This is a genomic window from Streptomyces sp. V4I8 (assembly GCF_041261225.1).
Classification (GTDB): domain Bacteria; phylum Actinomycetota; class Actinomycetes; order Streptomycetales; family Streptomycetaceae; genus Streptomyces.
Map to the genome: position 1 here is coordinate 3,684,933 of NZ_JBGCCN010000001.1, position 20,175 is coordinate 3,705,107.

A 20,175-nucleotide genomic window follows, 5' to 3' on the forward strand; every position below is an offset into this window, starting at 1 on the left:
AGGGCTCCTTCTTACTGCCGGTGGTGCGGTGGGATGAGGTTACAGGGCGTGTCCGGGCCCTTGTTACGCAGCGTCAGGTGTGGAGGAGTCGCCCTGGGCGGCGAATCTCGCCTTCGCCTCGTCGACCTTTCTCCCGTAGTGCACCGAAGCCCACCACAGCGCCGCGAAGACAACGCCCAGGATGAACATCGTCGAGACGATGAAGCCGGAGGCGATGAGCGCGATCTGCAGCGCCCAGCCGAGGGCGACGCCGCCGGGGCGGGTCACCAGGCCGCACAGCAGCAGGCACAGGAACATCGCGATGCCGCAGACCGTCCACACCGTCGACATGGACAGGTCGGGATCCTTCATGGCGACCAGACCGGCGAAGCCGATGACGAAGAACTCGCCGATCAGGGTCGAGGAACAGAGCGTACGCATCTCGGACTCAGCCCTTCCCCAGCAGCAGCCGGGCTTCGCCGACCGTGATGACGGACCCGGTGACGAGCACACCGCCGCCCGCGAACTCGCCCTCCTCCTCGGCCAGCGTGATCGCGGCCTCCAGGGCGTCCGGCAGCCGCGGCTCGACCTGCACCCGCTCGTCACCGAAGATCTCGACGGCGACGGCGGCGAGCTCGTCGGCGTCCATGGCCCGGTGCGAGGAGTTCTGGGTGACGACGACCTCGGCGAAGATCGGCTCGAAGGCCTCGAGCAGCCCCCGCACGTTCTTGTCGCCGCTCGCGCCCACGACCCCGATCAGCCGACTGAAGTCGAAGGCCTCCCCGATCGCCTCGGCGGTGACCCGCGCGCCGGCCGGGTTGTGGGCCGCGTCCAGCACGACGGTGGGAGAGCGCCGTACGACCTCCATCCGCCCCGGCGAGGCGACGGCGGCGAACGCCTTGCGGACCGTGTCGAGGTCCAGCGACTCGGCCCGCGCGGCACCGACGCCGAAGAACGCCTCCACGGCGGCGAGGGCCACGGCCGCGTTGTGCGCCTGATGCGCGCCGTGCAGCGGCAGATACACCTCGGGGTACTCGCCGCCCAGTCCGCGCAGGGTCGCCAGCTGCCCGCCGACGGCGACCTGCCGCGACAGGACCCCGAACTCGAGTCCCTCACGGGCGACGGTGGCGTCGACCTCCACGGCCTTCTTCAGCAGCACCTGCGCCGCGTCCACCGGCTGCTGGGCCATGATCACGGTGGCGTCCTGCTTGATGATCCCGGCCTTCTCGCCGGCGATCTCGCCCGGGGTGGTGCCCAGCCGGTCGGTGTGGTCGAGGTCTATGGGGGTCACGACGGCGACATCACCGTCGATGACGTTGGTGGCGTCCCAGGAGCCGCCCATCCCCACTTCCACGACGGCGACATCGACGGGCGCGTCAGCGAAGGCGGCGTACGCCATGCCGGTGAGCACCTCGAAGAAGGACAGCCGGTACTCCTGCTGTCCGTCGACCATCTCGATGTACGGCTTGATGTCGTGGTACGTCTCGATGAAGCGCTCGGCGGAGATCGCAGCGCCGTCGAGGCTGATCCGCTCGGTGATCGACTGGACGTGCGGCGAGGTGTAGCGGCCGGTGCGCAGCTCGAAGGCGCCGAGGAGGGCCTCGATCATGCGGGCGGTCGACGTCTTGCCGTTGGTGCCGGTGATGTGGATGGAGGGGTACGACCGCTGCGGCTCGCCCAGGACGTCCATGAGCGCGGCGATGCGGCTGACGGACGGCTCCAGCTTGGTCTCGCCCCAGCGGGTCGCGAGCTCCGCCTCGACCTCGCGCAGGGCCTTGTCGACCTCGGGGTCCTCGGGGCGCGCGGGCACGTCTGCGCTCGGGGCTCCGCCCTGGGTGCGCAGGGTTCGGCTGCCGGCCTCGATGACCGCGAGATCGGGGTCGCGGTCGGTCTCTTCCGCGATGATCTCGTCGAAGGGGTCGGGCTCGTTCTGGTCGCTCACGGGGCCAGTCTACGGAGGGGGACTGACAGTGCGCCCAGGGAGTGGGGTGCGTCGTGTTGTCAGGCGGGTGCGGGTGCGTTGTGGCTGGTCGCGCAGTTCCCCGCGCCCCCAAGACGGTGCGCGAAGGCCCCCGGAATCAAGAAGCTCCAGGGGCCTTCGTCGCCGTACGAACACCTACGCCTGCGGCAGCCGCTCCAGCTGCGCGGCGATCCGCGCGATGTCCTCCTCCGCCTTCGCGAGGCGGCCGCGGATCTTCTCCACGACGTTGTCCGGGGCCTTCGCCAGGAACGCTTCGTTGCCGAGCTTGGCCGTGGCCTGGGACTTCTCCTTCTCGGCGGCCGCGAGGTCCTTGGCCAGGCGCTTGCGCTCGGCCGCGACGTCGATCACGCCCGAGAGGTCCAGGGCGACCTCGGCGCCCGCGACGGGCAGTGTCGCGGTGGCCGCGAAGCTCTCGCCCTCCGGCTGGAGGCGCAGCAGCTGGCGGATGGCCGGCTCGTGCGGGGCGAGCGCGGTGCCGTCCAGGCTGAGGCGGGCCGGGACGCGCTGGCCCGGCTGGAGGCCCTGGTCGGCGCGGAAGCGGCGGACCTCGGTGATGACCGACTGGAGCGACTCGATCTCCTGCTCCGCGCCCTGGTCACGGAAGCCGCTGTCGCTCGGCCACTCGGCGATCACGACCGACTCGCCGCCGGTGAGCGTGGTCCACAGGGTCTCCGTGACGAACGGGACCACCGGGTGCAGCAGCTTGAGGGTGACGTCGAGGACCTCGCCGAGGACGCGCTTGCTGACCTCGGCCGGCTCGCCGCCCGCCTGGAACGTCGTCTTGGACAGCTCGACGTACCAGTCGAAGACCTCGTCCCACGCGAAGTGGAAGAGCGCGTCGGACAGCTTGGCGAACTGGAAGTCGTCGTAGAGCGCGTCGACTTCGGCGACGACCGAGTTCAGGCGGGAGAGGATCCAGCGGTCCGTCGACGACATCGCCGACGGCTCCGGCAGCGGGCCCTCGACCGTCGCGCCGTTCATGAGCGCGAAGCGGGTCGCGTTCCAGATCTTGTTGGCGAAGTTGCGGGAACCCTGGACCCAGTCCTCGCCGATCGGGACGTCGACGCCCGGGTTGGCGCCGCGGGCGAGGGTGAAGCGCAGGGCGTCGGAGCCGTACTTGTCCATCCAGTCCAGCGGGTTGACCGCGTTACCGAAGGACTTCGACATCTTCTTGCCGAACTGGTCGCGGACCATGCCGTGCAGGGCGATGGTGTGGAACGGCGGGGTGCCGCCCATCGCGTACAGGCCGAACATCATCATCCGGGCGACCCAGAAGAAGAGGATGTCGTAGCCGGTGACCAGGACGGAGTTCGGGTAGAACTTCGCGAGCGACTCGGTCTGTTCGGGCCAGCCGAGCGTGGAGAAGGGCCACAGGCCGGAGGAGAACCAGGTGTCGAGGACGTCCGTGTCCTGCTTCCAGCCCTCCGCCTCGGTGCCGGGCGGCTGCTCGTCGGGGCCGACGCAGACGACCTCGCCGTTCGGGCCGTACCAGACCGGGATGCGGTGACCCCACCACAACTGCCGGGAAATGCACCAGTCGTGGAGGTTGTCGACCCAGTCGAAGTACCGCTTCTCCATCTCCTGCGGGTGGATCTTGACCTTGCCGTCGCGGACCGCGTCACCGGCGGCCTTGGCGAGCGGGCCGACCTTGACCCACCACTGCATCGACAGCCGCGGCTCGACGGTGGTCTTGCAGCGCGAGCAGTGGCCGACCGAGTGGACGTACGGCCGCTTCTCCGCGACGATCCGGCCCTCGGCGCGCAGCGCGGCGACGATGGCCGAGCGGGCCTCCAGGCGGTCCAGGCCCTGGAAGGGGCCGTGGGCGGTGATGACCGCGTGCTCGTCCATCACCGTGAGGGACGGAAGGTTGTGGCGCTGGCCGATCTCGAAGTCGTTCGGGTCGTGGGCCGGGGTGACCTTGACGGCGCCGGTGCCGAACTCGGGGTCGACGTGGGTGTCGGCGACGACCGGGATCGAGCGCTCGGTCAGCGGCAGCCTGATGAGCTTGCCGACCAGGTGCTTGTAGCGCTCGTCGTCCGGGTGGACGGCGACGGCGGTGTCACCGAGCATCGTCTCGGCACGGGTCGTGGCGACGACGATGGTGTCGTCCCCGTCGCCGTACTTCATGGAGACCAGCTCGCCGTCGTCGTCCTGGTACTCGACCTCGATGTCCGAGATGGCGGTCAGACACCGGGGACACCAGTTGATGATGCGCTCGGCGCGATAGATCAGCTCGTCGTCGTAGAGGCGCTTGAAGATGGTCTGGACGGCCTGGGACAGGCCCTCGTCCATGGTGAACCGCACGCGCGACCAGGCGACGCCGTCGCCGAGGCGGCGCATCTGGCCGCTGATCTGCCCGCCGGACTCGCCCTTCCACTGCCAGACGCGCTCGACGAACGCCTCACGGCCCAGGTCGTGCCGGGACTTGCCCTCCTTGCCGAGTTCGCGCTCGACGACGTTCTGCGTGGCGATACCGGCGTGGTCCATGCCGGGCTGCCACAGCGTCTCGAACCCCTGCATGCGCTTACGACGCGTCAGGGCGTCGATGAGCGTGTGCTCGAAGGCGTGCCCGAGGTGCAGACTCCCCGTGACGTTCGGCGGCGGGATGACGATCGTGTACGGCGGCTTGTCGCTCTTCTCGTCCGCCTCGAAGTAACCGCGCTCTACCCAGCGCTCGTACAGCGGCCCCTCTACATCGGCCGGCGCGTACTGGGTCGGCAGTTCGGTGTCGGGCGCTGGTGGCTGCTGCTGAGCGTTCTCGGTCACGCGCCCAGTTTAGGGGTGTCCCGGGCGTGTCCCGAAACGCGTTTGTTCTTTGACATCCTCCCTGCAGTGACCTGCCGGGATTCCTTGTAGCCCTCGGTATCCGGCGAAGGCTCGGCCGCCGCGGATGAGGGGTTCAGGGGTTCACGCGTGCGTCCCGCACGAGTACGAGACGTAGCAGGCCGGGCTTGGCCTGTCGGTGCGTGCTGTTCACCGCATTGTCCTGCGGCAAAGACTGTGCCTGCGTGATCACGAAGGGCACGCCTGAGGATGACGACCGAAGCGTTGTGGTCCGCGTCGTCAGTGTGCCCACACCCCGTGCAGGCGAAGGTGTCCCGGCTGAACCGCGACGCGGGGTCCCAGAGGTTGCAGGCACCACACGTCTGCGATGTCCTGGCCGGTCGCACCAGGACAAGCTCAGATCCGTAGGCCGCGCACTTGTAGACCAATTGCCGACGCCGCTCCCCCGGGAGATTGTCGAGGACGGCCCGGTTCAGACCGGCCTTCTGAGAGACCCGCACGCCAGGCTGGGCGGTCGTACCCCTGGCGCTGCGTGTCATCTGCTTCACGCGAAGATCTTTAATGGCGACCAAGCCGTGGTTCTTGGCCAGGTCTGTGGTGAGCTTGTGCGTGAAGTCGGCTCGACGACGAGCTTGCCTCGCCTTCAGCTCCGCGATGGCGCGGCGTGTTCGCCGTAGTCGATTGCTGTACTTCCCTCCTCGATGCCTCTTGGCCTGCCGGATCTGCCGCTCTCTACGACGCTCCAGTCCGGCAAGCCTCCGTCGCTCGCCTTTGGTCAGGGTCTGGGGCATGAGCCGTGGTGTTGTCTCGTCCGACAGGTACGCCGCCTGCTTCACGCCGAAGTCCAGCCCCACGGGTGGTTGCCCATTCGGCGGGGCGGATGCCGTACCGGTATGCACGCTGAAACTCACATACCAGCGACCGATCGCGTCTCTCCGGAAGGAAACAGCCTTGACCTGCCCGCCGAGCGGGCGCGTCAGTCGGAACCTGACCTCGCCGAGCTTGGGGATGCGCACGCAGGCCCACTTGCGGTTCAGCTTGCGCACGCGCACGGCCTGTCCGGGAAGAGGGATCGCCATGCGCGAAGTGCGCTTCTTGAAGCGCGGGAACCCTGCTGGATGCTCCGCGTTCCAAAAGTTCTCGTAGGCCTGATCGAGATGCCTGAGGACCTGTTGGGGAGCCTGAGAAGGGAGGTCGCCGATCCACTCAAGGTCGTGGCGAGCCTGGGTCAGGTAGCGGCACTGTTCGTCGGCCCGCAGGTATTTGCGTCGCTGCTTGTACACATAGAGCCGCTGTTCCAGAGGCCCCCACTTGCTGAGCCGCTCGGCTTGTTGAGGCGTGGGATGGAGACGGTACTTGCGACCGGCGTCGGCTGGATCCTTGGCCACCCTGCCTGCCCTCTTGATCTCCCTCACCGCCACGCACTCCTCATCATCACACTCAACTGCCCCTCGTTGGAGGGGCACTGCCTCTTCACGGTCGACGATCGGCTCACGCCCGCAGAAGCCGCCGAGAAGCTCGGCATATCCCGAGAAGCCGTGTACGTCCTCAACTCCAGGAGAGGAAACGGGTTCCCGCCACCCGTCTACATCGGGCGGACTCCTACGTGGGCTCCCGCCCAGTTGGACACCTGGCGAGCGAGTCACCCACCGAAGCGGCATGCACGGAGGCGCGAAGAGGGCGGCAACCCCCTCAACGGCAGCGCGGCGCGGAAGCCGCATTCCCTCCGTGTACACATGGCTTTCGCGATAGCACAGGGCCACCCAACCCTCACTGCTGACCTGCAGTCGCTCGCCGAGCGCGCGATGCATGCGGCGGCGCATGAACTCGGTGTAGAGATCGAGCAGTTCAGGAGTCAGACCGACCTCGTCCAGCTCGCCGTGACGTACCCGGCCCACGTATCCATTGCAAACTTGGCGAAACGCCTCAGAGGAGCTGCAAGCAGAGCGATGCGACAGTCACAGGACGTAAGTGTAAATATATGGACGAAGCCATACTATGCAGCCTCAATCGGCAGACACACGCCCAATGGACTCAGCCAGTAGGTCGAACATCTGGAACAGCCTGTCAACAACTAGGCATCAATACCCCCCTCGCGCCGCGCCCGCTGACCCCTTCAGTCAAGATGTTCGGAACACATAAGCATCTGGAGGGGAACCCAGAAATGAGCTACAACCAGCCGGGCCCGTACGGCGGGCAGCCCCAGCAGCCCGGTCCGTACGGCCAGCCCGGTCCGTACGGCCAGCAGCCGCAGGCGCCCCAGCCCGGCTACGGCTACCCCCAGCAGGCTCCCCAGCCCCAACCCGGTTACGGCTATCCGCAGCAGGCCCCGGGCGTCCCGCCCCAGCAGCCCAACCCGTACGGCCAGCAGCAGCCGTACGGCCAGGCCCCGTATGGGGTGCCGCATCCGCCTGCTCCCGGGGGCGGCGGCAAGAAGGCCGGCATCATCATCGGCGCGGTGGCCGTCGTGGCCGCGATCGCCGTGGGTGCGTACTTCGTGATCGGCGGGGGTGGGGGTGCTGGCATCGAGGACGACGGCGCCCACAAGCTGACGACGCCGGCAACCGTGTTGAACGGCGAGTACAAAAAGTCGGAGAGCGCCGGCTCCGCGGACTCGATGGCCGACGACGACAAGTCGGACTTCGAGAGGTGGGGAGTGAAGGACCCCACGGACGTCAGCGCGGGGTATCAGAAGGGCACGAGCCTCAGCGCGAAGAACCTTTCCTTCAGTGGCGTCTACGGCACCATTGACGACCCTGAGGCCGTCGTGGATGGAATGTTCGCCAAGCTGAAGACTGAGTCCGAGAAGGACCAGAGCGGCGACGACACCAAGGGCAAGCTGATCGGCAGCCCGGAGGAAGTCTCACCGTCGGGCTTCGAGAACGGCATCATGAAGTGCCAGGTTGCCGAGATCACGAACAACGGCTCGTCCGCCACGAGCGCCGGCGTCCCGAAGAGCATCAAGATCCCCACGTGCGTCTGGGGTGACCACAGCACCGTCGCCGTCGTCACAGCAGTCAGCATCGCCGATTTCGCGAGCGGCGACGGCGGTTCGATCGAGGAGACGGCCTCCCTCGCCGCCAAGCTCCGAAACGACGTTCGCGTCAAGGCCTGACACCAGGGCGACAGCCGTAAGGGCCCCGGGCGCTCCTCGACTGGGGCCCTTACGTGTGCGTACGGCGACGACGGGACTCAGCGAGGTCGACCGAGTCGGCGAGGCAGCTACGCAGACATGGAGAATTTGGGCGAAGCGGAAGCGCTTCGAAGGGGGCCTGCGGGCTCCCTCTGGACTCCAGCCTAATTGGCGAAACACATATCGATCGTCCGTTATGGTGATCATGCCCATGACCAGGGTACGAAGCAACCGAGGGGATTCAGCACGTTCAAGCGAGTACTTGCCGTAGCGAGTCTTGTAGTTGCGGGGGCCGTCGTCCCTCTGGCGACAGCAACGCCCGCATCCGCCAGCCCGCGCGCCTGCGAGAACTACCTGGCAAGCAAGGGCTACATAGTCGGTCCGAAGGTCAAGGAGGCGTGCAGTGCGGCCACACCCCCGTACAGCCAAGTGCCCAACTGCATCTTCTTGCTCATGAACCGTCACGTGACGCAGAGCCACGCCAGTACGGCTTGCACACGCTGAGGCAATCTCCATCAGAGGGCCCCGGTCAACCCGACCGGGGCCCTTGGCATGTCCATGGTGCGACTACGCCGCCTTCTGCGCTGGCCCTGGAGCCCACCACGTAGTCCCTATCGAGAAGGTAGAACTCGCACTGAGTAGGACTGGCCTGCGCCGGGGGCCGCCGTCACCAGAGGAACGACCCCCGCAGCAACCGTCACGGCCACGGTCGCCAGCACACGCTTCGCCTTCACCTTCAAGGGCGCCGTGATCTTCCCTCCCGTTTGCTTCTGTCACAGAAGATCCAATCAGGGGACAGCCGTTAGGTACTAGCGTTCGACAGGGGTTGTCTTGATCTTTTCGCCAGACAGTAAGGGGGCCCTGCCAACTCGTCGACAGGGCCCCCTTAACTACGTACGAGCGCAGCGCTACGCGCTCTTCTCGTGCCGCCCGTCGTTCTTGCCCATGATGCGCGGGACCAGCGTCGGGTTCACGTTCGAGTGGACGACGTCCGCCGTGATGACGACGCGGGCCACGTCCTTGCGGGACGGGATCTCGTACATCACGCCCTGGAGCACTTCCTCCATAATGGCGCGCAGGCCGCGGGCGCCGGTCTGGCGGAGGATGGCCTGGTCGGCGATGGCCTCCAGGGCCTCGCGCTCGAAGTCGAGTTCCACGCCGTCGAGTTCGAAGAGGCGCTGGTACTGCTTCACCAGGGCGTTGCGGGGTTCCACCAGGATCTGGAGGAGGGCTTCCCGGTCCAGGTTGTGGACCGACGTGATGACCGGGAGGCGGCCGATGAACTCGGGGATCATGCCGAACTTCACCAGGTCCTCGGGCATGACGTCCTCGAACTGGTCCTTGGCCTCCAGCTCGCGCTTGGAGCGGATCGTCGCGCCGAAGCCGATGCCCTTGGCGCCGGCCCGGGACTCGATGAGCTTCTCCAGACCCGCGAACGCGCCGCCCACGATGAACAGGACGTTCGTCGTGTCGATCTGGATGAACTCCTGGTGCGGGTGCTTGCGGCCGCCCTGGGGCGGGACCGAGGCCGTGGTGCCCTCCAGGATCTTCAGCAGGGCCTGCTGGACGCCCTCGCCGCTGACGTCCCGGGTGATCGACGGATTTTCACTCTTCCGCGCGACCTTGTCGATCTCGTCGATGTAGATGATCCCGGTCTCGGCCTTCTTGACGTCGTAGTCGGCCGCCTGGATCAGCTTCAGCAGGATGTTCTCGACGTCCTCGCCGACGTAGCCGGCCTCCGTCAGCGCCGTCGCGTCGGCGATGGCGAACGGGACGTTCAGCATCCGCGCCAGGGTCTGGGCGAGCAGCGTCTTGCCGGAGCCCGTGGGGCCCAGCAGCAGGATGTTGGACTTCGCCAACTCGATGGCGTCGTCGCGGCCCTGGGCGCCGCCGTTCTCGCCGGCCTGGACGCGCTTGTAGTGGTTGTAGACGGCGACGGAGAGCGCCTTCTTGGCTGCTTCCTGGCCGACCACGTAGCCCTCGAGGAACTCGTAGATCTCGCGCGGCTTGGGGAGTTCCTCCCAGCGGACCTCACTGGTCTCCGCGAGCTCTTCCTCGATGATCTCGTTGCAGAGATCGATGCACTCGTCGCAGATGTACACACCAGGGCCTGCGATGAGCTTCTTGACCTGCTTCTGGCTCTTGCCGCAGAACGAGCACTTGAGCAGATCGCCGCCGTCACCGATGCGTGCCACGGTGTGCTTCCCCTTCGCCTGGGAGACGCCTGGACGTTTTCGAATCCAGCGGCTCCTGGTGCTGCCTTATGTCGACGGTACCTTGCCTGGCCCCCCGTTCGGGCCCCCCTTGGCGCGGTTCACTTTGACGTGCACCGTCCCAAACCGTGCCAAGGGGCAGCAGACACTACCGGGTCCGCGTCAGCGAACGTCGGCGTTGTTCATCTTCCGCGTGGAGATGATCTGGTCGATCAGCCCGTACGACAGCGCGTCCTCGGCCGTGAGGATCTTGTCGCGCTCGATGTCCTCGCGGATCTTCTCGATCGGCGTGGTGGAGTGCTTGGCGAGCATCTCCTCCAGCTGCGAGCGCATCCGGAGGATCTCGTTGGCGGCGATCTCCAGGTCGGAGACCTGACCGCGGCCGGTCTCGCTGAACGGCTGGTGGATCAGCACGCGCGCGTTGGGCAGCGCCATGCGCTTGCCGGGCGTGCCGGCGGCCAGCAGGACGGCGGCGGCGGAGGCCGCCTGGCCCATGCAGACCGTCTGGATGTCCGGCTTCACGAACTGCATCGTGTCGTAGATGGCCGTGAGCGCGGTGAAGGAGCCGCCGGGGCTGTTGATGTAGACCGAGATGTCCCGGTCCGGGTCCATCGACTCCAGGCACAGCAGCTGCGCCATGACGTCGTTCGCGGAGGCGTCGTCGATCTGCACGCCGAGGAAGATCACGCGCTCCTCGAAGAGCTTCGCGTACGGGTCGTACTCGCGGATGCCCTGCGAGGTGCGCTCGACGAAGCGCGGGATGACGTATCGGGACTCGGCCACGGGGCCCGCGTACTCGGCGCGCGAGCGGTCGTACAGGCTGCTGCCGGGGAAGTCGTTCACTGTCTGTCTCCTAGGGGCTGAGGCGGTCGGCTGGGGGCGCTGCAGGGGTCTCAGGCCCCGGTGCCGCCGCCGCCCGGCATGCCGGCGGCCGTGGCGATCACGTCATCGATGAGGCCGTACGCCTTGGCCTCGGTGGCGTCGAACCAGCGGTCGCGGTCCGAGTCGCGGGTGACCTGCTCCACGGTCTGGCCAGTGTGCAGGGCCGTGAGCTCGGCCATGCGCTTCTTGGTGTACAGCAGCCGCTCGGCGTGGATCTTGATGTCGGAGGCCGAGCCGGCCAGGCCCGCGGAGGGCTGGTGGATCAGGATCTCGGCGTTCGGCAGCGCGAAGCGCTTGCCCGGCGTGCCCGCGCTCAGGAGGAACTGTCCCATCGAGGCGGCGAGGCCCATGGCGATGGTCACCACGTCGTTCTTGATGTACTGCATGGTGTCGTAGATCGCCATGCCGGCCGTGATCGAGCCGCCGGGGCTGTTGATGTAGAGGTAGATGTCCTTGTCCGGATCGGCGGCAAGGAGCAGCAACTGCGCGGTGATCTTGTTGGCGATGTCGTCGTCGACCTGCTGGCCGAGGAAGATGATCCGCTCGCCGAGCAGCCGGTTGTAGACATGGTCGCCGAGGCCACCGCCGATGGAGGGCTCGCCGGCGGCGGAGGGCATCAGATTCGTCACGTATCCACCTGCTCGTCTTACGACGGCGCCGGGCCGTCTGCACGTCTTCTGCGTGGGCAACGGGGACTCCCCTGCCCTCATACTCATGGACCCTAACGCGGTGGCCCTGTGCTGCAATCCCGGTTCTTGCGGTGTTCGCTGTGAGCGCATGTGCCCGCCGGGTGGGCCGTCCCTCGCGCCGTAGGTCCACTGGAGGGTGGGCGGGTGCCGTCCGTTGTGGCTGGTCTCGCCCACGCGGCGGAGCCGCAGACCGACACAGCCCCGCGCCCCTTTGGGCTGCCGTACAGCCGTACGGCAGAAGGGCCCCGGGGATTGTGCATCCCCAGGGCCCTTCCTACGAGCTACAAGGCTCCGTGGGCTCAGCCCTCGGACTTCTCCTCGTCGGAGGCGTCGGCGGTGCCCTCGGCGGCCTCGACCGTCTCCGTGGCCTGCTCGACCTCGTCCTCGTCGTCCAGGTCGATGAGCTCGCCGTTGGTGTCCTTGACCACGGCCTTCTCGACCACGACGGCCAGGGCCTTGCCGCGGGCGACCTCGCCGACCAGGAGCGGAACCTGGCCGCCCTCGACAACCGCCTGGGCGAACTGGTCGGGGGACATGCCGGAGGAGGCCGCGCGGCGCATGAGGTGCTCGGTGAGCTCCTCCTGGTTGACGTTCAGCTTCTCCTGCTTGACGAGCTCATCGAGGACGAACTGCGTCTTGATGCCCTTGACCGCGGCTTCCCTGGTCTCGGCGTCGAACTCCTCGACCGTCTTGCCCTGGATCTCGAGGTACTTCTCGAGGTCGAGGCCCATCTGGCCGAGCTGGTGGTGCTCCAGGTTGTGCTTGCGGGTGTTGATCTCGTCCTCGAGGAGCTTCTCGGGGACGGGCACCTCGACGAGCTCCAGCAGCTTCTCCAGGACGCGCTCCTGGGCCTGCGTGGCCTGGTCGTACTGCTTCATGTTCTCGAGGCGCTTGCGGCTGTCGGCCTTCAGCTCGTCGAGGGTGTCGAACTCGGAGGCGAGCTGCGCGAAGTCGTCGTCCAGCTCGGGCAGTTCGCGCGCGGCGACCTGGGTGACCTTGACGGTGACCTCGGCCGCCTTGCCGGCCGCCGAGCCGCCCTTGAGCTCGGAGGTGAAGGTGGCCTCGCCACCGGCCTCCAGGCCCTTCACGGCGTCGTCGATGCCGTCCAGCAGCTCGCCGGAGCCGATGGTGTAGGAAACGCCCTCGGCGACACCGTCCTCCAGGACCTCGCCGTCGACCTTGGCCTGCAGGTCGATCGTGACGACGTCGCCGTCCTCGGCGGCGCGCTCGACCGGGGAGGTGGAGGCGAAGCGCTCACGGAGCTGCTCGACCGACTTCTCGATGTCCTCGTCGGTGACCTCGACGGCGTCGACCTCGACCTCGATGCCGGAGTAGTCCGGGATCTCGATGGTCGGGCGGACGTCGACCTCGGCGGTGAAGTTCAGCGTCTCGCCGTCCTTCAGCTCGGTGATGTCGACCTCGGGCTGGCCCAGGACGTCGATCTCCGCCTCGTTGACCGCCTCGGTGTAGAACTTCGGCAGCGCGTCGTTGACGGCCTCCTCCAGCACGGCGCCGCGGCCGAACCGCTGGTCGATGACGCGGGCCGGGATCTTGCCCTTGCGGAAGCCCTTCACCGTGACCTGCTGGTTGATCTTCTTGTACGCCGCGTCGAGGCTGTCCTTGAGCTCCTCGAAGGGCACCTCGATGCTGAGCCGAACCCGAGTCGGGTTCAGGGTCTCCACGGCGCTCTTCACGGTTCGGTCTCCTTGGGGGCTGACTTCTTGGGTTCTGCCGGGGCCAGACTGGTCCGGCGGATTTCGTCGCCCGGAGGACGTCCAGAGGATCTCCTGTGGATGTCCGGGGATGTCCAGAGGTTCCTGTGGATGAGACACACGGGCGCGCAGCTTGCATAGTAACCGCAGCCGCTCAACGCCCCAAAGGCGATCAAGCGAGGTGACCGCGCGGATGACCGGTGAGCGCCGGTCGGTGGTCGGGGTGGCGGGATTTGAACCCACGGCCTTCCGCTCCCAAAGCGGACGCGCTACCAAGCTGCGCCACACCCCGTGCTGGTGCGACACGTAGGGTACATGGCCGCAGACGGTGCGGCCGCCGCATTTACGGGGTGTGCGGTGAGGGGCACCGACCCGCTACGATGCCTTCTGTGCCGCGGTCACCTGACCTGCGGCGCGTCCTGTGCGGGCGTAGCTCAATGGTAGAGCCCTAGTCTTCCAAACTAGCTACGCGGGTTCGATTCCCGTCGCCCGCTCTGAACGGCTCAGGGCCAGGTCGGAGGATGATTTCTCGACCTGGCCCTGATCGTTTTCGGGGGCTCCGATCAGTCTGTCGTGTCCCCCGCGTGCCCCTTGGGCTTTCGATCTTGCTTCTTCTTGGCCTTGCGAGTCTTCTTGCGCGCTTTGTCGACGAGGCCGCTCAGGGCGTCGGCGATCAGCCGGTCACGGTCGGCGCTGGCGTGCTGGTAGATCAGCGCGGCGCGAGCGGTGCTGTGGCCCATGCGCGACATCAGCTCCCGCGTGCTGGCCCCGGTCGACGCGGCGAGGGTGTTGCCCGTGTGCCGGAGATCATGGAAGTGCAGGTTCTTGATCCCGGCGGCGTCGCAGGCCTTGTGCCACAGCCGGTTGAAGTGGTTCCGGCGCGGCGTCGCACCCTTGGCTCCGATGAACACCCGACCGTCCGCACCCGCTTCGGCGTACTGGCTCAGGTGCTTGCGGATGTCCGGGATGATCGCGGCCGGGATGGACACCGTGCGCTTGCCCGCAGCGCTCTTGGGCGCCTTGATCTGGCGCTGCCCGTTGTTCAGCTCAGCAACGGCACGCCGGACACGCACGGTGCCGTGATCGAGGTCGATATCCCGGCGGTGCAAGCCGATCAGCTCACCCCAGCGCAGGCCGAGGAACCCAGCCATGAGCACGAGCGCGCGGTAGCGGGGCTGGATCGCGTCGGCCAGGTCGTACACCTCTTGCACGGTGGCAGTGGGCCGTTCGGGGGTGTGGACGGTACTCGCGCCCTTGATCGTGCACGGGTTGCGCCTGATCATCTGGTCGGCGACGGCCGTACCCATGATCGCGCGCAGCAGGGCGTAGGCCTTGGCGACAGTGGTCGGGCCGGTGCCGGACGCGAGCTTGTCAGCGCGCCAGCGTCGCACGAGCGGGGGTGAGATCTCCGCGACGTTGACGACACCGAAGGTGGGCTCAAGGTGGTGCCGCAGGAGCGATCCGTAGAGCTGCCGTGTGGTGGACGTCAGTTCGCGCTCAGTGATCCAGGCGGCGGCGTACGGGCCGAACGGCACCTTCCCGGCGTCCGGGTCGTGCCAGTCGCCACGCCGCATCTCGGTCTGCTTGTCGGCAAGCCAGTTGTCCGCGTCCGTCTTGGTGCGGAACGTCTCGGGGGCAGGACGGAGCTGTCCGTCAGGGCCAAGGTAGCGAGCCTGGTAGCGGCCGGACGGGAGCTTGCGGACCCGGCCAAAGTGCCGGCGCTTCCCTGCCATCAGGCAGCCACCCCCCGGAGGGTGTGACCACGCCGACGCGGCTGCACCGTGTTGGCAGCGATGTACTCGCGTACGGCGCTCTCGGGGATGCGGACGTGACGGCCGACCTTCACGTACACGATGCGACGCTCTTCGATCAGGCGCCGGGGGAAGCGCGCGGTCGTACCGAGGACTTCGGCGACCTGGTCGACGCTGAGGTACCGCTCATTCATGGTCGTGCTCTCCTTCCTGACGCAGATCGGCAAGCGCCTCACGTGCGGTTTCGCGGTTCTGTTGAATGTCGCGGTGGATGTTGGCGGCGAGCCAGGATTCGCCGGGGGTGTGGCCGTGTCCGGCGTAGGTCCAGTGGGCGAGGGTGAGCGTGGTTGCCTCCGTGTCGTCGGGGTCGGGCAGGCCGAGGGCTTCGCGTTGTTGGGCGGCGCGGTAGTCGGCGCGGACCTGGCGCAGTGCGCCGAGGGTGGTGGAGTAGCGGCGGGACTTGGTGGAGAAGTGGCCGCGGAAGCCGAGCATGTGGGCCCAGTCCCGGAGCTTGCGGTCCGGGTAGAGGGCGTGCAGGTCGAGGCAGGCGGCGATGAGCCGGGCAGGGTGGTCGGGCACGCCGAGCAGGGCGAGGGCCTCTTTGTTGCCGATGCGGCGGTCGACGGTGCCGGTTGTTTCGGCTGCCTTGGTGGCGTACTTGGCGACGTAGGAGGCGACGGCCGCTTCGGTGATCTCTTCGCCGTGGCCGAAGGCGCCGATCGGCTGGACGTCGAGCTGCGTGCCCCAGCGCAGCGTGCGGGCCGGTTGTGTGATGGCCGGTTGGTCTGGGTCCGGCCGATGCGAGGCCGGGGGCACGTCGACGGCCACGCGGGCGGCGGCGTGGATTGCGTCGGTGAGGAGTTCGAGCGTTGCCCAGGCCGGGGGCGGGGAGTCGGGCCCCTCGGGACCGTCGAAGCGGATCACGGCGTGGAAGTGGACGGCTCCGCGCTTCTGGTACTCGGCGACCTTGCCGAAGGCGACGCGGGACTGTTCGCGGGCTGCCTTCTGGGTGAGTCCGGCGCGGCGGGCGATCTCGCGGCGGAGGTAGATCGTGAAGTAGCGCCATAGGTCGGAGGCGTGGTTGTTCCACAGCACGGCGCCCGCGTAGTCGTACGACTCGGGGTCGAGCGGGGTGCCGAGTTCGGGTGCGTCCTCGGTGTGGCGGGTGCCGCAGCGGCAGGGGCGGTTGCCGGGGCGGTTGTGGACGGGGCCGAAGGAGGGTGCGGTGAGGGTGGCGAAGACGCGGGGGTGATCTCGGATGGTGTGCGGGGTGCCCTTGTCTGGGTCGCCGGTGAGGCCTGCGCGGATGAGGTGGTAGGTGTCGCCTGCGTAGGTCCAGGCGCAGGCCGGGCAGCGCGAGGCGCGGCGGTTGCCGCATGCGATCCGGAGGCGGCCGCCGGGCTCGGTGTCGGTCGAGTAGGAGTGCAGGACGTGGCCGGTGGCCGCGTCGCGGGTGACGGTGGTGCCTTGCAGGTGGATCGGGTCGGAGCAGCCGCCGGTGCGGCGGATCTGGTCTTGGATGCGGTCGAGGTCCGAAGACCCGGCCAGCCTCAGCACGTCGGCGAGGGTGGCCGGGTCCAGGCCCGCCATGGTGGCGGTGTCGGTCACGCGGTCGTCACCGCCCGGTCTTGGCGAGCGCGGAGGCGGGGGCGGTGTGGCCGGTTCCCTTGCAGGCCCGGCAGGTGACGCGGAGGGTGGCGCGGGTGCCGTCGGTGTGGCGGGTGCCGGTGGTGATGGCGGCGGTGGCGAAGCCGTCGCAGTCGCGGCAGACGCGCGTGTTGTGGGCGTGCTGGGGCATCATGAGGCTTCCCTTTCGGGTCCGATGGGTCTGGAAGGGGTGCAGGCGCCGGGGCGGCGGTCTTTGGCGAGAGAGCCGCCCCGGGGCCGTTCAGTGCTTGTGCAGGTCCTTGATGAGCAGGCGCAGGACGACCGCGACCACGGCGACGGAGACGCCGGTGATGGCGACCGCGAGCAGGAGCGAGACCACGACCGCGCCGACGACGAGGACCACGGCGCCGCCGCCAGCGGCGAGGGCGAGAGCGCTGCCGGGGGTGAGCTGGACCGTCGGCCGGTTCGAGGCCGGGGCGACCGGGGCCGGTGCCGGTGCTGTCGGCTGGAGGGGCACCGGGGTGTAGACGGCCGGGGCGGGCGGGGCGGTGTCCTGGGGCGGGTACTTCGGTGTGAACACGAGGCGGTTCCCTTCTACTTGAGGGCGGTACCGAGGGCGGGGGCGAGGAAGCTTCCGGCGACGAGGTAGCCGCCGACCAGGAGCACGGCGACCAGCCACCACGGCGGGCGGGCGAGCTTGACGCCGAGCCATCCGACGACGAGCAGGGCGAGCCAGAGCGGTACGTCCATGGCGATCTCCTGTCAGGCCTTGCAGCGGTGGGTGCGGGCGGCGAGCTCGGCGCCGGCGCGAGTGTCGTAGTCGGCGGCGAAGCCACAGCCGGGGGCGGTGCAGGCGGCGGTGTGCTTGTCGCGGCCACGGCCGTCGTAGGAGGTGGCGACCTGCACGGGTCCGATGCGGATCACGTTGCGGAAGCGGCGGTAGGCGGTCACGGGCGGCTTCTCCCTTCTGGTCAGGTGAGCTGGAGTTCGGCGGCGATGGCGTCGGCCATCGAGGCGGGCAGTTGGAGCCGGGCGGACAGAGCGTCAGCTGGCATCGGGGACCCGGTGGAGGCCTGGTGTGCGTCGGCGATCTTCCGGGCGTGATCGAGCAGCGCGGCCGGAACGGCGGGGACGCTGGCCGCGGGCTGCGGCGGAGCCGGGGTCAGCTCCGGCACGGGCGCAGCGGGCGCCGGTTCGGGGCCGGGTTCGTCGGTGCGGTGCATCTCGACCTCCGGCGCCGACGGTTCGTCCGCAGGCGGTGCAGAAGGGGGCGGGTCGGCGGGCGAGTGGACGAGGAGGGTTCCGCCGAGGAAGGCCAGGGCGGGCCAGCCAGCCACGAGGATGCGCAGCCAGGCGGGCACGTGGGCCAGGTCGAGGAGACCGGCGGTCGCGATGTTCGCGCCGAGGGATGCGGCCAGCGCGATTACGAACCAGGTCCAGGCGGACCGGTCGCGGCGGGCCGTGCGCAGCCGATGCCAGGCGGCGACCAACAGCAGGTCGACCGAGATCGGATAGGCCCAGGCTTTCCAGCCGGACTGTCCGGCAGCGGCGGCGAGGTCGTGCAGGTGGGCGAAGGACAGCGCACCGGCGATGACGGCCTGTACGAGTACGGCGTCCGGGCGGATTGAGCGGGACATGTGGGGTACCTCCCTTCAAGGGAGTCGGGCCAGGGGCGGGCCGGGGAGCATCGCCGACCGCCCGAGGCGGAGAGGGCGTTAGTCGGTGACCGGGCGGGGCTTGACCAGCGACGGACTGGCCGTCGGCGCCGGGGCGGGCACGTGAGGGCGGAACGGGTCGAGGAACGGCAGATCCGGGACCAGGTGGGCGAACTCCCTGCAGACCGCGACCACTTCGTCCCGCGAGGTGTTCGGGGTGCGGATCTTCGACCAGCCGCCGGAGGAGTCTGCCGCGACAGCGGTGCCGGGGCGGCTCATCGGGATCAGGCTCGCGGCTGGGACCGCGTCCGGGGCCACGTCCGCCAGGCCCATTTCGGCGGTCTGCTTGTCGTTGACGCGGTGCACTACGCGGCCGGTGAGCTGAGCACGGAGCATGGTGGCGCCCTTGCCCAGGTCGGAGCCGAAGCGCTGCCCGCAGATCTCCAGGTAGATGCCGATTGCGCGGGCCATCTGAGCTAGCCGGATCAACGCGGTGACGATCCGTTCCCGACGCTCCTCATCCTTCTTGGAGGAGATCAGGAACAGCTCCGCCACCTCGTCGACCAGGACGACGACCGGCACCGGCTGCACCTCGGCAGGCAGTTCCCACATGTCCGAGACGCCGTGACGGCTCAGCAGGTCGAAGCGGGCTTCCATTTCCGCGACCAGGACACCGAGCAGTGAAGCGGCGTCGTCGGGGTTGGTGACCAGCGCCGACAGGCGGGGCGCGAAGGCGGACTGTTCCACCCCGCGCTTGCAGTCGACCCCGACTAGGGCCACCGGCAGTTGCGCCAGCCCTTTGATCAGGTTGCGCTGGTACATGGACTTGCCGGAGTGGTTGGCGCCCAGGGTGAGTGCCATCGGTGCCTTGCGGTAGTCCCGCTCGAACGCGGTTCCGTCCTCGCGCACCGCGACGGGAACGGCCATGCCGTGCGGGCGGGCCTTGCGGGGCATCCGCACCTGGCGCAGCACGTCATAGCCGGTCATCCGCAGTTCGACGAAGCCGGGCTTCGTCTCGACCACGGTCACGGAGTGGACGCCCCAGGCGTGCCGGAGCCGCTCCGATGAAGCGATCACGTCGGCGGGCTCCAGGCCCGCGGGAAGCCGCAGGGTGACCCGCAGTCCGGTCGACGTGCCGCGTACCCGGCGGATCTTCGGCGGGACCGGCTGAACCTCACGGCGAGCGACGTTGCGGGTCATGAACGCCCGCAGGCCCGATGGCTGCACCGTGAGCCCGCATACGTCCATCGTGGAGCGGTACGAGAGGGTGAAGCGGCCCCACGTGACCGGCATCCCGACCAGCGACCAGTACACGCGAGGCGCACGTACCTTCGCGTAGCCGAGGCCACCGGCACCGGCCAGAGCTCCCGTGGCCTCCAGCCACATCGTCAGGTCGGCCATGGTCAGGCCGCCGGGGTGATCGCGACCGCACGGAACGAGATCCCGTGCCGCTTCTGACCGTTGAACTCGTTCTCCCAGTCACGAGCCTTCAGCCCGATGACCTTGACCGGCATACCCGGCGCCAGACCCTCGGGGAGACCGGTCTCCGGCACGGTCACCTGGTAAAGGTTGCCCTCCCCCTCGTCCGAGACCAGCAGACCCACGGTCGAGAGGCTCGCGTTGGTCTCCCGGTCCACGGCCCGCTCACCGGTCTTCTTGTTGACCATCTTCGGTTCCGGCGCGGTCGCCACGAACACCACAGCGGTCGAAGTGTCGATCTTGAAGGACGGCATTGCATCTCCTCTAGCAGAGCCGTTCTCCTGCACTCATGTACAGGAGTTACGAGTA

General features: G+C 68.3%; 20 protein-coding genes and 2 tRNA genes. 3 read left to right on the forward strand and 19 right to left on the reverse strand.

The window, feature by feature from the left end; translation table 11 throughout:
- Positions 1-63 precede the first annotated feature (63 nt).
- The 4 genes from ABIE67_RS16675 to ABIE67_RS16690 form a co-directional block, all read right to left on the reverse strand.
- Positions 64-420 carry a DUF4233 domain-containing protein gene (locus ABIE67_RS16675; protein WP_370257895.1) on the reverse strand — a complete coding sequence of 119 codons (357 nt, stop codon included), beginning with the start codon at positions 418-420 and terminating at the stop codon, positions 64-66.
- Between the two features lie 7 nt (positions 421-427).
- Complete coding sequence (locus ABIE67_RS16680) at positions 428-1,921, reverse strand: folylpolyglutamate synthase/dihydrofolate synthase family protein (RefSeq protein ID WP_370257897.1); 1,494 nt, start codon at positions 1,919-1,921, stop codon at positions 428-430.
- 174 nt (positions 1,922-2,095) lie between these two features.
- The gene (locus ABIE67_RS16685; protein WP_370257898.1) at positions 2,096-4,726 is read right to left on the reverse strand and encodes a valine--tRNA ligase; all 2,631 of its coding nucleotides are present in this window, start codon (positions 4,724-4,726) and stop codon (positions 2,096-2,098) included.
- Positions 4,723-6,165, reverse strand: coding sequence for an RNA-guided endonuclease InsQ/TnpB family protein (locus tag ABIE67_RS16690; RefSeq protein WP_370257900.1), 1,443 nt, complete (start codon positions 6,163-6,165; stop codon positions 4,723-4,725). Before ABIE67_RS16690 ends, ABIE67_RS16685 begins: the two co-directional genes overlap by 4 nt.
- On the opposite strand from ABIE67_RS16690, the gene ABIE67_RS16695 reads away from it, so the two are divergent.
- Together ABIE67_RS16695 and ABIE67_RS16700 are read left to right on the forward strand one after the other, a co-directional pair.
- A complete protein-coding gene (locus ABIE67_RS16695; RefSeq protein ID WP_370257902.1) occupies positions 6,088-6,789 on the forward strand; it encodes a transposase in 702 nt (233 codons plus the stop codon). The two genes, ABIE67_RS16690 and ABIE67_RS16695, sit on opposite strands and share 78 nt — an antisense overlap.
- A 119-nt stretch (positions 6,790-6,908) precedes the next feature.
- Complete coding sequence (locus ABIE67_RS16700) at positions 6,909-7,859, forward strand: hypothetical protein (RefSeq protein WP_370257903.1); 951 nt, start codon at positions 6,909-6,911, stop codon at positions 7,857-7,859.
- Between the two features lie 926 nt (positions 7,860-8,785).
- Here the strand turns inward: ABIE67_RS16700 and clpX are convergent.
- The 5 genes from clpX to ABIE67_RS16725 form a co-directional block, all read right to left on the reverse strand.
- Positions 8,786-10,072, reverse strand: coding sequence for an ATP-dependent Clp protease ATP-binding subunit ClpX (clpX, locus tag ABIE67_RS16705; protein ID WP_370257904.1), 1,287 nt, complete (start codon positions 10,070-10,072; stop codon positions 8,786-8,788).
- A 180-nt stretch (positions 10,073-10,252) separates the two neighbouring features.
- Positions 10,253-10,933 (reverse strand): ATP-dependent Clp protease proteolytic subunit, encoded by a 681-nt coding sequence (locus tag ABIE67_RS16710; RefSeq protein ID WP_370257906.1) that lies wholly within the window; start codon positions 10,931-10,933, stop codon positions 10,253-10,255.
- Positions 10,934-10,983: 50 nt separating this feature from the next.
- Entirely contained in the window at positions 10,984-11,589 is a 606-nt protein-coding gene (locus tag ABIE67_RS16715; RefSeq protein WP_370268660.1) for an ATP-dependent Clp protease proteolytic subunit, read from the reverse strand.
- A 371-nt stretch (positions 11,590-11,960) separates the two neighbouring features.
- Positions 11,961-13,355, reverse strand: a complete 1,395-nt coding sequence (tig, locus tag ABIE67_RS16720) for a trigger factor (RefSeq protein WP_370257907.1) — start codon at positions 13,353-13,355, stop codon at positions 11,961-11,963.
- Positions 13,356-13,588: 233 nt separating this feature from the next.
- Positions 13,589-13,665, reverse strand: a tRNA-Pro gene (locus tag ABIE67_RS16725).
- Between the two features lie 131 nt (positions 13,666-13,796).
- Between ABIE67_RS16725 and ABIE67_RS16730 the strand changes: the two genes are divergently transcribed.
- Positions 13,797-13,867, forward strand: a tRNA-Gly gene (locus ABIE67_RS16730).
- 69 nt (positions 13,868-13,936) lie between these two features.
- On the opposite strand, the gene ABIE67_RS16735 is transcribed toward ABIE67_RS16730, so the two are convergent.
- The 10 genes from ABIE67_RS16735 to ABIE67_RS16780 form a co-directional block, all read right to left on the reverse strand.
- Entirely contained in the window at positions 13,937-15,106 is a 1,170-nt protein-coding gene (locus ABIE67_RS16735) for a tyrosine-type recombinase/integrase (protein WP_370257909.1), read from the reverse strand.
- Positions 15,106-15,318, reverse strand: coding sequence for an excisionase family DNA-binding protein (locus tag ABIE67_RS16740; protein WP_370257912.1), 213 nt, complete (start codon positions 15,316-15,318; stop codon positions 15,106-15,108). Before ABIE67_RS16740 ends, ABIE67_RS16735 begins: the two co-directional genes overlap by 1 nt.
- Entirely contained in the window at positions 15,311-16,732 is a 1,422-nt protein-coding gene (gene repSA / locus ABIE67_RS16745; RefSeq protein WP_370257916.1) for a replication initiator protein RepSA, read from the reverse strand. The genes ABIE67_RS16740 and repSA overlap by 8 nt, the downstream gene beginning before the upstream one ends.
- Positions 16,733-16,739: 7 nt before the next feature.
- Positions 16,740-16,922: a hypothetical protein gene (locus tag ABIE67_RS16750; RefSeq protein WP_370268662.1), complete on the reverse strand. Its 183-nt coding sequence runs from the start codon at positions 16,920-16,922 to the stop codon at positions 16,740-16,742.
- 90 nt (positions 16,923-17,012) lie between these two features.
- Positions 17,013-17,312 carry a SpdD protein gene (locus ABIE67_RS16755; RefSeq protein WP_370257919.1) on the reverse strand — a complete coding sequence of 100 codons (300 nt, stop codon included), beginning with the start codon at positions 17,310-17,312 and terminating at the stop codon, positions 17,013-17,015.
- A 14-nt stretch (positions 17,313-17,326) separates the two neighbouring features.
- On the reverse strand, positions 17,327-17,482 hold the full coding sequence (locus tag ABIE67_RS16760) for a hypothetical protein (RefSeq protein WP_370257921.1): 156 nt from the start codon (positions 17,480-17,482) through the stop codon (positions 17,327-17,329).
- A gap of 12 nt (positions 17,483-17,494) precedes the next feature.
- Positions 17,495-17,683 carry a mobile element transfer protein gene (locus tag ABIE67_RS16765; RefSeq protein ID WP_030067617.1) on the reverse strand — a complete coding sequence of 63 codons (189 nt, stop codon included), beginning with the start codon at positions 17,681-17,683 and terminating at the stop codon, positions 17,495-17,497.
- Positions 17,684-17,703: 20 nt separating this feature from the next.
- Positions 17,704-18,369 carry a DUF2637 domain-containing protein gene (locus ABIE67_RS16770; RefSeq protein ID WP_370257924.1) on the reverse strand — a complete coding sequence of 222 codons (666 nt, stop codon included), beginning with the start codon at positions 18,367-18,369 and terminating at the stop codon, positions 17,704-17,706.
- A gap of 78 nt (positions 18,370-18,447) precedes the next feature.
- A complete protein-coding gene (locus ABIE67_RS16775; RefSeq protein WP_370257928.1) occupies positions 18,448-19,788 on the reverse strand; it encodes an FtsK/SpoIIIE domain-containing protein in 1,341 nt (446 codons plus the stop codon).
- A gap of 2 nt (positions 19,789-19,790) precedes the next feature.
- A complete protein-coding gene (locus ABIE67_RS16780; RefSeq protein ID WP_043433451.1) occupies positions 19,791-20,120 on the reverse strand; it encodes a hypothetical protein in 330 nt (109 codons plus the stop codon).
- Between the last annotated feature and the right edge of the window lie 55 nt (positions 20,121-20,175).